General features: G+C 37.7%; 5 protein-coding genes, 2 tRNA genes and 3 rRNA genes. 1 reads left to right on the top strand and 9 read right to left on the bottom strand.

The window, feature by feature from the left end; all coding sequences use genetic code 11:
- Positions 1-3: 3 nt before the first annotated feature.
- The 4 genes from RC62_RS00595 to RC62_RS00610 form a co-directional block, all read right to left on the bottom strand.
- Positions 4-1,614: a sensor histidine kinase gene (locus tag RC62_RS00595; RefSeq protein WP_055091596.1), complete on the bottom strand. Its 1,611-nt coding sequence runs from the start codon at positions 1,612-1,614 to the stop codon at positions 4-6.
- A gap of 226 nt (positions 1,615-1,840) precedes the next feature.
- A complete protein-coding gene (locus tag RC62_RS00600; RefSeq protein ID WP_055091599.1) occupies positions 1,841-2,773 on the bottom strand; it encodes a helix-turn-helix domain-containing protein in 933 nt (310 codons plus the stop codon).
- Positions 2,774-2,849: 76 nt separating this feature from the next.
- Positions 2,850-3,689, bottom strand: coding sequence for an SDR family NAD(P)-dependent oxidoreductase (locus RC62_RS00605; protein ID WP_055091600.1), 840 nt, complete (start codon positions 3,687-3,689; stop codon positions 2,850-2,852).
- 400 nt (positions 3,690-4,089) lie between these two features.
- Entirely contained in the window at positions 4,090-4,920 is an 831-nt protein-coding gene (locus RC62_RS00610) for a M57 family metalloprotease (protein WP_055091602.1), read from the bottom strand.
- Positions 4,921-5,420: 500 nt separating this feature from the next.
- Between RC62_RS00610 and RC62_RS00615 the strand changes: the two genes are divergently transcribed.
- On the top strand, positions 5,421-8,135 hold the full coding sequence (locus RC62_RS00615) for a S8 family serine peptidase (RefSeq protein ID WP_055091604.1): 2,715 nt from the start codon (positions 5,421-5,423) through the stop codon (positions 8,133-8,135).
- A 340-nt stretch (positions 8,136-8,475) separates the two neighbouring features.
- Here the strand turns inward: RC62_RS00615 and rrf are convergent.
- The 5 genes from rrf to RC62_RS00640 form a co-directional block, all read right to left on the bottom strand.
- Positions 8,476-8,585, bottom strand: a 5S ribosomal RNA gene (gene rrf, locus RC62_RS00620).
- Between the two features lie 139 nt (positions 8,586-8,724).
- A 23S ribosomal RNA gene (locus RC62_RS00625) occupies positions 8,725-11,608 on the bottom strand.
- Between the two features lie 147 nt (positions 11,609-11,755).
- A tRNA-Ala gene (locus RC62_RS00630) sits at positions 11,756-11,829 on the bottom strand.
- A 107-nt stretch (positions 11,830-11,936) separates the two neighbouring features.
- A tRNA-Ile gene (locus RC62_RS00635) sits at positions 11,937-12,010 on the bottom strand.
- A gap of 123 nt (positions 12,011-12,133) precedes the next feature.
- Positions 12,134-13,647, bottom strand: a 16S ribosomal RNA gene (locus RC62_RS00640).
- The 16S, 23S and 5S rRNA genes sit together here with 2 tRNA genes alongside, the layout of an rRNA operon.
- Positions 13,648-13,664: the final 17 nt, after the last annotated feature.

The raw sequence follows: 13,664 nt of genomic DNA on the forward strand, positions 1-13,664 counted from the left end.
AGGTTAATTAGAATTATTTTCATTGAAAATGAATTCCAGGGTTATTTTAGTTCCGTTTGAACTTGTAATTAAAAACTTTCCATCGATGTCTGCAGAAAGTCCATGCATTAACTTTATTCCTAATGAAGGATTGTTATAAGGATCAAAATCAGGTGGAAGCCCAATACCATTATCTTGAATTATTAATGCATACTTATTATTTTCTACGGCTTTAAGTGAAATACTAATAACTCCGTTTTTATGATCCGGGAAAGCGTATTTAATAGCATTTGTAACTGCTTCGTTAAAAATCAGCCCAATTGGAATTGAATGTGACAAAGGAAGATTAAAACTGTCTATTTGTAAAATAATTCGGATTGTATTTCTGATTTCAAATGAATCTTTTAGATATTCTGTTAATTCGAAGATGTAAGATGGCATATCAATTATAGATAAGCTCTCTGACTGATACAATTTTTGATGAATTAAAGACATCGCCTGAATCCTGTTCTGACTGTCGTTAATGGCCTGAACCGCTTCTTCATTTGTTAAAAATTCTGTTTGACTTGCCAAAAGACCAACAACCATATGAAGGTTATTTTTTATTCTATGATGAATTTCTCTAAGCAGCCATTCTTTTTCAACGATCATTTTTTGCAGTGCACTATTTTTTTTATTGATTTCGTTTTGTTGTGTTTCGAGAATCTTGTTTGTTTTCTTCTTAAACATAAAACTTTTATAAAGTAATCCAAGAATTATAAGTAAAAGGAAAACAAAAGTTATCATGGAATTACGTAAAAATACCTCGTTTTTAAGTTTGCTTTGCTGCAATAAGGTTTTATTTTTAAGCTTGATAATATCCATGCTTTTCTTTTCTGTTTCATAAATGATATTCAGTCTGGAGGAAATAGGATAAATATCATTTTCTTTAAGATTAGCTGCTTTATAGAAAAATATCGCTCTTTTTAGTGAATTTAGAGCGTTGTGAAAATCTGAGATTGAAAAATACAATTCGCTAATTTCTCTGTAGCAGTCACCGCTTCTTTTATTGTTTCCGGACTTTTCAAATAGAGATGCGGCCTTAAAAATAGGAACTAATCTCTCTTCTATTGGTGCATCGGTACGCATTTTAGCTGACCAGACCATTACCCACGCTTCACCCAAATCATCTGTTTGATTTGTTTTACTTAACACCTCTATCGCTTTTCTGGCGTTGACTTCTATCATTGGATTGTTATTTCTCAACTCCTGCACCATGGAAAGTTGTAGATAACATTTACCAGAATAAATATTAGAATGAATGGACTGGCTTATCCAAAGAGCATCTTCAGCATATTGAAATGCCTTTGCTAATGTTTTAGGATTATTATAAGAAGCTTCGTACCAATCACTTATTTTTAATAAAATTTTGACTTTATCGATATTACTTTGTAATCCGCTTAACAATCTCTCTGCTTTTCTTACTTGCTGTTCAGTATAAGGAGGTTCATTATCAAAATCATTTTCGGAATCCAGCAGATTTTTATCTGCCGTTTCAACTTGATTTTTGTTTGTAAAAAAAGTCAATGCGTTTACTTCTCCAAATGTAAAATATACAAGGAGAAGCAGAACTATTCTGTATTTATTAGAGAGCATTTTCTTAAGGATTAAACTGGCTCTACGAAGGTATTGATAATTATGTATTGAAATTTAAAACATTCAAAAATTGACTGCCAACGAAATATCGTTGGAGGTCATTTTTTGAATGTGGTAACATTTTTAGTTTATACCAAAATCATGTCACATTTTGTTTAAAAAACTAAAAACTCAGTAAAATAGTGGCATAACGAGCTTAGGTTTGAATATAAAGCTACTCGATTTTTTAATTAAACTTTGCCCTAAATTTTAAAGGTGTCTCGTTTGTCTTGTTTCTAAACAATTTACTAAAACTTTGAAGATGCTCAAAGCCTAATTCATAAGCAATTTCAGAAACGGATAAATCAGTATTAGAAAGCTTTTCTTTTGCTTTTTCGATCAGTTTGTCATGAATATGCTGTTGCGCATTCTGTCCTGTCAAAGCTCTCAGCATATCACTGAGATAACCGGAAGTTATAGCCAGACTATCTGCTAAATTTTGCACGGTTGGAATTCCTTGATACGATTTTTTTTCATCATCAAAATGGTCATTCAGTAATTGTTCAAATTTCTGCAGCAAAGTATTGTTTATTGTTTTACGGGTAATAAATTGACGCTTATAAAAACGCTGTGCGTAATTCAATAATAACTCAATTTGGGATAAAACTACATCCTGGCTTAGCTCATCTATTCTGTTTGATAATTCCTCTTCGATGTTTCTTAAAAGACCTAAAATAATTTCTTTTTCTTTTTCAGACAAATGCAGGGCTTCATTAACTGAATAAGAAAAGAATTCATATTTCTTTATTTTTACAGCCAAAGGTGAATTCAAAAAAAAGTCAGGATGTATTAAAATTGCTGCTTCCCTTCCACTGCATCCGGGTTCTCTTGATTCGTTTTCATCTTGAGCCAAAATCTGATTAGGTGCCGCAAAAAAAAGACCTCCCTCATTATAGTCAAAATGAGTTTGACCATACCGAAGTAAACCTCCTATATTAGGGCGGAAGGCTATTTTGTAATAGCTTAGAATATGGCTTTCAGATGGAGGGACGAAAGAAAGCGTTGAATCTATACCATTGAGAACCGTAATCAAAGGATGCTGCGGAGGCGGTCCACCAAAAGCTTTTAGACCTTCTGCAAGGGATGCGAATTTACGTGGAATGCTATTTTTTTTCGCCATTATATTATTTTTGATAGTACAAATTAAGAAAATAAAAAAGCAACAGAATCTATCTGTTGCCTAATTTTCATTTTATTTAACCTTGGGCAGCTACTGCGACATCTTGCCATTCTTCCCAGACTTTGATACGATCTGAATAAGTCTGGCGAATCTCGTTCAGGTTATTACTGCCTAAAAACAGTCTTAATGGCGGCTGTTCAGTATCTACTAACTGTAAAATAGCTTTGGCAGTGGCGTCTGGATTACCTCTTTCTAATTTGCCCATGTTTTCGAAAACCATATTTCTTAATGATTCATATTGAGGGAAATTTTCAGAAAATTTAAGTGAATTTTCGCTTCCAAATTCTGTTGCGTAAGCTCCCGGTTCAATAATGGTAACATTGATACTAAAAGGTTTAACTTCAATAGCTAAACTTTCGTAGATGGCTTCAAATGCCCATTTAGAAGAGCAATAATATCCAATTAAAGGAACTACATAATGTCCTAAACTGCTTGAAGTTCCTAAAATATGCCCAAAACCCTGCTCACGCAAAATTGGCAGAACTGCCTGAATAACAGCAACCGGACCTAATACGTTTGTTTCATACATAGCACGAATTTCATCAGCTTTGGCTTCTTCAATTGTTCCTACCAATGAATAACCTGCATTGTTAATCACAATATCCAGTCTCCCAAAATACTCATGTGCCGTTTTTACGGCATTCTGCACCTGCTCAGTTTTAGTAACATCTAAAGGTAAAATTAAAACATTGTCACCATATTTATCTTTTAAATCCGAAATGCTGTCTACATTTCTTGCAGTCGCGGCTACTTTATCACCTCGTTCCAGTGCCGCTTCTGTCCATACCCTTCCAAAACCTCGGGAACTACCCGTTATAAACCATATCTTAGGTTTGTTTGTGTTTACATTTGTCATAATAATTATTTATTTGAATTAATATGACAAAATTGATAAATACCTGTTTTAAAATTTTAGTCGTAATGTGGAATTTTGTAACCTAAACGAGGATTGAAGTTGATATCTCTTTTTAAGACAAGAAGCAAATACAATATTCCTGTACGTTTTCTCAATTTTTATGTTTTTATCTTTATGAAATTAAACTAAAGAAATCCCTCACACCCTAAATAATTTCATTACTATTGAGATATAATGCGCATTTTACTTTCTTTCGATTTCTCCATTTATAAATTTCAACTTTACTATCTGGCAAATTTTTGAAACAACTTTTTATACTCTCAAATATCCAATAAAAAAGGCTGCTCCATAATTATGAAGCAACCTCTTATATTTTGTAAAGAGATCTCTAATTCAAATTCTAGTATAAATAATTCAGAGCTGTAACATCATTAGCATTGAATGCTCCAGTTTCATTTGAACCAAAACATGCTCTCATATAAGATGTTGCATCATATCCTGAAGGTGTTCCCGGAATCTGAATTGCTCCAACTCCAGCTGTTCCCTCGTTTGAATTCTGTCCACAGCTTTGACGGCTGAACCAGTCTGTATGACGTAAACCAATACAGTGACCTATTTCGTGTGCAGCAACATGCGCATTTACACCTGTAGAATAAGTATCTAACCCAGAATATAATGTAACTGAATTATAAGGTGCTCCTCCTGAAGGAAAACCTGCTACTCCACCTGCTGATCCAGTCTGTCTTCTTACAACAATGTTTGCACCTGAAGTACTTGAACTAAAAGTCAGCGTGAAATTAATAGATAATCCTAAATTATTATATCTGTTTATTGCAGCCTGCAATCCAGCGCGCATATTTGTACTTAAAGCTGTTGTACCAGTTCCTGTTAATCCAACAACTTTAATTGTTTTTGGAGCCGAAACTAAATTAGTAGTGCGGTATTGTTCTGTAGTAATACCTCCATGAAGATCCATTTTATTTAATTGATCTTGCGTTACTATAATATCTCCTTCTACTAAGAATGCATCTTCGGTAGTACCATCTAGCTTAGCATTTTTAATAACCTGTACATCAGTATTATTAAGTGAAAGTGAGCTAATTTTATTTAACACATCCTGTGTTACTTTAAGAGATCCTTGATCTGACTGAACTGTTTCATCTTCTTTATTACACGAGAAAAGTGTAAGCGCCATAAATGATAAGGCCAAAATTGATTTAATTTTTTTCATAATAGGTTTTTTTGGTTGTTTAATTAAATTGATAAATTAGGGGTCTTTACAAAATATTGTAATATTTGTCATCAAATTTATATAATTTTTAATCTTAAAATACTTATAAAATAACAATTTAACAAATTTAACATTTTTTGTTATATTATTTTATAAATGTTTTTAATAATAATTATCTGATTATTACGGCAAGCCCAGTAAAATCAATAATCTAATAAAAATCAGTTCATTAGACTTAAACATCAGTATTATGAAATTTTATTGTGTTTTAGACTGAGTTAAAAATGTTTTTTAGGTTTTTATATATAATTCAAAGAGAAAAATGGAGTTATAAAAAAGAAAAAATCTAATAAATGTTGGCAGATTTACATGAAATAAAAACTAGTAAAATATTTACAAATATTTTAATAACTTTGGTCAACCTACAAGAGATAAATATTTATAATAGAAATGATTAAATACAAATTTTATCTTTACAATTGCCCTAACATCTACAATAAATGAAGACACGAATTACATTTCTCTTTTTCATGATAACAGCAATTAGTTTTTCACAAAGTGCTGAAAAGTGGAAACAATACATAAAAAAAGAGAATGAAAGAAAATCTGAAAAATATTATTTTACATCTTTAGAAAATGCTCATTACAACAAATACAAGATTGTAAAAAAACTTGACAGTACTTTTTGTATTGTTGAGAATAAAAGTTTAAAATCTAATCAATCTTTTAAAAAAAATATTCCAGTCAATAACTTATGGAAATTACCATCAAATTTTTCAAATCATAACGAGGATAAACAGTACATAATAGCAACTGACACTATTAAAGCTTTAATTACTGAACTGAAATCAATAAACATATCTGATATCAAAATAATAAACAACCATCTTCTAATGATAAAATGCGATTCAAAAAAAATTACTGATGAGATTATAACCATGAACAGTGTATCAGCTATTTCGCAAGAAGTAATGCAACCAAAAGTTGAATCTAAAATAATAGATCAAAATTTTAGTATCAATTCTATAAATAAAGCCAATGTCAATTTTCCTATTTTAACAGGCAAGAATCAAATTGTATCTATCAAAGACGATCTTTTTGATGTAAATGATATTGATCTGTTAAATAAGCACATTCCCTCGATAATAGAATCCTATACTGTGTCGAGCCACGCAACCGATATGGCTACAATAGTTTCCGGATTAGGAAATAGTTCTGTATTAGGAAAAGGAGTCGTTCAAAAGGCCAAAATACAATCTTCTGACTTTTCGAATATTTATCCTGATGAAGTAGCAACGTTACAAGGTGCCGTAACTCAAAATCATTCTTACGGAACAGTGATAGAGAATTTTTATGGTTCACTTGCTAATGCCTATGACGCCCAATTATTCATAAATCCTGATTTGACACATTGCTTTTCTTCTGGCAATACAGGACTTCAGGGTTACAACTCTATTACGGGTAATTTCAAGCAATCCAAAAATAGTATCGTATTAGGATGTATTGACCAAAATCAAGTAATTATGCCTTTCTCATCAAAAGGTCCAGCTTATGATGGCCGAATAAAGCCAGAATTAGTAGCTTATAGTACGCAAGGAACTTCAAATTCTACCGCATTAGCTACAGGAATTATTACTCTTATGAAACAACATTATAAGACAATAAACAATACCTCATTGACAAATGCCTTGACAAAAGCAATTTTAATTAATAGTGCAAAAGATTTAGGCAACAAAGGCCCTGATTTTACCTATGGATATGGTAATATCAATGCTGATAAAAGTTTAAAAACTATCAGCGAAAATAGAATCATTACTGGTAATTTGATAACTGGCCAGACAAATTCACATGCGATTGTGTTACCGGTAAATGCTCAAAACTTAAAAATCACGTTAGTCTGGAACGATTTACCTGCCGAAATCAACAGTAATATAAGTTTGGTAAACGATTTGGATATCGAAGTCATTTCGCCCGACGCAACCACTTTTTTACCATGGATTCTGAATCCTGATATTCCCCAACAACTAGCTGTAAGAGGGAAAGATAAAATTAATACTATAGAGCAAGTTACTATCGAAAAACCTGAATTCGGATCTTATACGATTAATGTTATTGGTTCATACCTGTCGAATACTTCTCAAGAATACAGCATCGCTTACGAATATGAATTAAAAAATACATTTGAATGGAATTATCCTGTTACTAATGACAATTTTCCCTATGATGGTAAAACTATTTCTCCTTTTAAATGGAATTCTTCATTTTCTGATATCATGGGACAACTGTCTATTAGTTACAATAATGGACAAACCTGGGAAATTATCGCAAATGGTATTGATCTGAATAGTGAACAATTTACTTATATTCCCAAAGAACAAAAATTTTCAAAAGCTAAATTAAAAATGATCATTGATAATACAGATTATATTTCGGATAGCTTTACGATTTCATATGATCTACATATAAGTACCAGCTTAGTTTGTGATGGCACAACAGAAATTAATTGGGACAAACCTGCCGATGTTTCCTTATTTAATATTTATCAACTCACAGGAGATTATTTAGAGTTTAAAGAACAAACAACAAAGACTAATTATACCTACACTGATGGCAAAATTTACACTGTTATTCCTGTACTCGATACTAGCGAAGGAATAAAAAGCGAGTCAACATTACAGTATATTCAAAACTCAAATTGTTATTTCGAGTTGGCTTTCGCAGAAGTTTACGAAGAAAACAAAGTAAAAGTTAACACCAGTCTTTTCAGTTTGCACAATATTAAAAGAATTGAGTTAGTAAAAATAACAAATGACACTGAAGATATTATTAGTACAATAAATGATATCAGTTCAAAAACATTTTCTTTTATAGATACTGTACCTATAAAAGGCAGTAACAAATATAAAATAAATATAATTTTAGAAAACAATAATATAATAAGCTCTCTAATTCTTGATACAAATTATTTAGGCAATACTTTGTTTTTTGTACACCCAACGTTATTACACAAAAATGAAGAACTAAATATTGAAACCCAAAAAGAGCAAACTGCCATTTTCTATTTGTACAATAGTAATGGACAAAATACTATAACTTCCCCATTACTTTCTAAAACTACTAACGTTAATCTCAGAAATACTTCCTCAGGAATTTATATCTACAAGATAATTACAAGCTTAGGCGAAATTCAAACAGGAAAAATTGCAGTATTTTAATACCATATAATGATTTTGGCGTTTCCCTCCGGGTCGGGCTGTCCGCTAAATCTTTTGCGGAAGGTTTTGGGTAAGGCTTCGCCAGGTGTTTATGGACCGCAAAAGGATATCGCTTCCATCCCTAACGCAATTCCAGGGTAAACAGGGGATTTATTTTGGCATGTATTTTTTCATCTAACAATTGAAAATCGGAACTATTATAACCTAAAAAATCCGCATCATTTAGGTGATGGGGATTTTTTAAAGCAAATTCGTTTTCGATAGTTGCCGGATTGCGGTATAATTGCGGTTTTTTATAAAAACAAAAAACCCTGATTCTTTCGAAACAGGGTTTTAAAAAGAAAGGCGACGACATACTCTCCCACATAACTGCAGTACCATCTGCGCAGGCGGGCTTAACTACTCTGTTCGGGATGGGAAGAGGTGAGCCCCGCCGCAATAACCACCTTAAGGTCGTTTTTGCAATGGGTAACCAGATTAACTGATCAACATTACATAATATCTTAACATACTGAGATAAAGAAAAGTATTTTTATTTATTATTTTTAGAAAGTTTCTTCTCCCCGATTTGCATCGGGGAGAAAAGGGTGTACATAAGCTTACGGATTATTAGTACTACTCGACTATGACATTACTGCCTTTACATCTATAGCCTATCAACGTGGTCATCTTCCACGATCCTTAAAAGAAATCTCATCTTGTGGTGGGTTTCGCGCTTATATGCTTTCAGCGCTTATCCCTTCCAAACGTAGCTACTCTGCGGTGCCCCTGGCGGGACAACAGATACACTAGAGGTTTGTCCAATTCGGTCCTCTCGTACTAGAATCAGATCCACTCAAATTTCTAACGCCCACAGTAGATAGAGACCGAACTGTCTCACGACGTTCTGAACCCAGCTCGCGTGCCACTTTAATGGGCGAACAGCCCAACCCTTGGGACCTTCTCCAGCCCCAGGATGTGACGAGCCGACATCGAGGTGCCAAACCCCCCCGTCGATATGAGCTCTTGGGGGAGATCAGCCTGTTATCCCCGGCGTACCTTTTATCCTTTGAGCGATGGCCCTTCCATGCGGAACCACCGGATCACTATGCTCTACTTTCGTACCTGATCGACCTGTATGTCTCTCAGTCAAGCTCCCTTATGCCATTGCACTCTACGCACGGTTACCAAGCGTACTGAGGGAACCTTTAGAAGCCTCCGTTACTCTTTTGGAGGCGACCACCCCAGTCAAACTACCCACCAAGCAATGTCCCCCGATACTCGGGGTTAGGCCTCAGATAAACAAAGGGTTGTATTTCAACAATGACTCCACAACGCCTGGCGACGCCACTTCACAGTCTCCAACCTATCCTACACATCATTTATCCAAGGTCAATACTAAGCTATAGTAAAGGTGCACAGGGTCTTTTCGTCCCACTGCGGGTAAACGGCATCTTCACCGTTACTACAATTTCACCGAGCTCATGGCTGAGACAGTGTCCAGATCGTTACACCATTCGTGCAGGTCGGAACTTACCCGACAAGGAATTTCGCTACCTTAGGACCGTTATAGTTACGGCCGCCGTTTACTGGGGCTTCAATTCAATGCTTCTCCGAAGATAACATCTCCTCTTAACCTTCCAGCACCGGGCAGGTGTCAGGCCCTATACTTCATCTTACGATTTTGCAGAGCCCTGTGTTTTTGATAAACAGTCGCCTGGACCTCTTCACTGCGGCCCCCATTGCTGGGGGCGACCTTTCTCCCGAAGTTACAGGTCTATTTTGCCTAATTCCTTAGCCATGAATCTCTCGAGCACCTTAGGATTCTCTCCTCAACTACCTGTGTCGGTTTACGGTACTGGTACTAATTACCTGAAGTTTAGAGGTTTTTCTTGGAAGCCCTTAGGCGCACTATCTCTTTGTCCGAAGACTCCGAGTACTATCGTATTTCCCCAAGACGCGTGGATTTGCCTGCGCATCTTATAGGTAGGTACTTCAACGAACTATTCCGTCAGTTCGCGGCGCTTTCATCACTCCGTCACCCCATCACAGTAATTAGTAGTACGGGAATATTAACCCGTTAGCCATCGACTGTCCCTTTCGGGTTCGCCTTAGGACCAGACTAACCCACAGCTGATTAGCATAGCTGTGGAAACCTTAGTTTTTCGGTGTGCGGGTTTCTCGCCCGCATTATCGTTACTTATGCCTACATTTTCTTTTCTAACCAGTCCAGCATACCTTACGATACACCTTCAACCCTGTTAGAATGCTCCCCTACCACTTAGAGTAAACTCTAAATCCATAGCTTCGGTAATATACTTATGCCCGATTATTATCCATGCTCGTCCGCTCGACTAGTGAGCTGTTACGCACTCTTTAAATGAATGGCTGCTTCCAAGCCAACATCCTAGCTGTCTGGGCAGACAAACCTCGTTCTTTCAACTTAGTATATATTTGGGGACCTTAGCTGATGGTCTGGGTTCTTTCCCTCTCGGACTTGGACCTTAGCACCCAAGCCCTCACTGCTGTGAAACATTATATAGCATTCGGAGTTTGTCAGGAATTGGTAGGCGGTGAAGCCCCCGCATCCAATCAGTAGCTCTACCTCTATATAACTTTATGCACAGCGCTGCACCTAAATGCATTTCGGGGAGTACGAGCTATTTCCGAGTTTGATTGGCCTTTCACCCCTACCCACAGGTCATCCGAAGACTTTTCAACGTCAACCGGTTCGGTCCTCCACTGTGTGTTACCACAGCTTCAACCTGCCCATGGGTAGATCACACGGTTTCGCGTCTAACACTACTGACTAAAGCGCCCTATTCAGACTCGCTTTCGCTACGGATCCGTGGCTTAACCACTTAACCTTGCCAGCAACGTTAACTCGTAGGCTCATTATGCAAAAGGCACGCCGTCACCCCACGAAAGGGCTCCGACCGCTTGTAAGCGTATGGTTTCAGGATCTATTTCACTCCGTTATTCACGGTTCTTTTCACCTTTCCCTCACGGTACTGGTTCACTATCGGTCTCTCAGGAGTATTTAGCCTTAGCGGATGGTCCCGCCAAATTCAGACAGGGTTTCACGTGCCCCGCCCTACTCAGGATACCACTATCTATTATACTCGTTACCCATACGGGACTATCACCCTCTATGGTGTCACTTTCCAGTAACTTCCGGTTCCTTGTACATAAAATGTCGTGGTCCTACAACCCCAACATTGCCGTAACAACATTGGTTTGGGCTAATCCGCGTTCGCTCGCCACTACTTACGGAATCACTTTTGTTTTCTTCTCCTCCGCCTACTTAGATGTTTCAGTTCAGCGGGTTTGCCCACCTATCGGTGTACTATGTCTTCAACATAGTGGGTTGCCCCATTCAGGTATCTGCGGATCAATCGGTGTGTGCCCGTCCCCGCAGCTTTTCGCAGCTTATCACGCCTTTCATCGCCTCTGAGAGCCAAGGCATCCCCCATACGCCCTTATTTTGCTTATTGTACCAATCATAAAATCAATTATGACCGTTTTTTTTTGTCTTTTATTATTTGTATTACTACTATAACAAAAAACGCTTTCTACTTTTTATTATTTTCTTATCTCAATATGTCAATGAACTTTTATTTACTATATTTATAGTAAATCAGTGGAGAATAACGGAGTCGAACCGTTGACCTCCTGCGTGCAAGGCAGGCGCTCTAGCCAGCTGAGCTAATCCCCCATTTCTTAAATCTTAGATTATAGAATTCAGATTTTAGATTTCTAATTCTTCTCTAATTTCTTTGGTGAATTCCAACTTCCAGAATTTCCTTTTTTTAAGTTAAATAGTAGTCCCGGGCAGACTCGAACTGCCGACCCCTACATTATCAGTGTAGTACTCTAACCAGCTGAGCTACGAGACTCTGTTTTACTTAAAATTTATTATTTGAACTAACAGCAAGAGTAAAATAGCCTTAAAATTATAATCCCATAAAGCTTCTTCTTTTTTCCCCAGCGTGTGTTTCCACTAACACTCAGGGCTCTAGAAAGGAGGTGTTCCAGCCGCACCTTCCGGTACGGCTACCTTGTTACGACTTAGCCCTAGTTACCAGTTTTACCCTAGGCAGCTCCTTGCGGTCACCGACTTCAGGCACCCCCAGCTTCCATGGCTTGACGGGCGGTGTGTACAAGGCCCGGGAACGTATTCACCGGATCATGGCTGATATCCGATTACTAGCGATTCCAGCTTCACGGAGTCGAGTTGCAGACTCCGATCCGAACTGTGACCGGTTTTATAGATTCGCTCCTGGTCGCCCAGTGGCTGCTCTCTGTACCGGCCATTGTAGCACGTGTGTAGCCCAAGGCGTAAGGGCCGTGATGATTTGACGTCATCCCCACCTTCCTCACAGTTTGCACTGGCAGTCTTGTTAGAGTTCCCGACATGACTCGCTGGCAACTAACAACAGGGGTTGCGCTCGTTATAGGACTTAACCTGACACCTCACGGCACGAGCTGACGACAACCATGCAGCACCTTGTAAATTGTCTTGCGAAAGTTCTGTTTCCAAAACGGTCAATCTACATTTAAGCCTTGGTAAGGTTCCTCGCGTATCATCGAATTAAACCACATGCTCCACCGCTTGTGCGGGCCCCCGTCAATTCCTTTGAGTTTCATTCTTGCGAACGTACTCCCCAGGTGGGATACTTATCACTTTCGCTTAGCCACTGAGATTGCTCCCAACAGCTAGTATCCATCGTTTACGGCGTGGACTACCAGGGTATCTAATCCTGTTCGCTACCCACGCTTTCGTCCATCAGCGTCAATCCATTAGTAGTAACCTGCCTTCGCAATTGGTATTCCATGTAATCTCTAAGCATTTCACCGCTACACTACATATTCTAGTTACTTCCTAATAATTCAAGTTTAACAGTATCAATGGCCGTTCCACCGTTGAGCGATGGGCTTTCACCACTGACTTATTAAACCGCCTACGGACCCTTTAAACCCAATGATTCCGGATAACGCTTGGATCCTCCGTATTACCGCGGCTGCTGGCACGGAGTTAGCCGATCCTTATTCTTACGATACCGTCAAGCTGCTACACGTAGCAGTGTTTCTTCTCGTATAAAAGCAGTTTACAATCCATAGGACCGTCATCCTGCACGCGGCATGGCTGGATCAGGCTTGCGCCCATTGTCCAATATTCCTCACTGCTGCCTCCCGTAGGAGTCTGGTCCGTGTCTCAGTACCAGTGTGGGGGATCTCCCTCTCAGGACCCCTACCCATCGTAGCCTTGGTAAGCCGTTACCTTACCAACTAGCTAATGGGACGCATGCTCATCTTTTACCGTTGTGACTTTAATTATAAAATGATGCCATTTCATAATACTATGAGGTATTAATCCAAATTTCTCTGGGCTATCCCTCTGTAAAAGGTAGATTGCATACGCGTTACGCACCCGTGCGCCGGTCTCTACTTCCGAAGAAGCATACCCCTCGACTTGCATGTGTTAAGCCTGCCGCTAGCGTTCATCCTGAGCCAGGATCAAACTCTTCATCGTATATTGTTGATCTTAAT

It is taken from the genome of Flavobacterium aquidurense, from assembly GCF_001404985.1.
Lineage (GTDB): Bacteria > Bacteroidota > Bacteroidia > Flavobacteriales > Flavobacteriaceae > Flavobacterium > Flavobacterium aquidurense_B.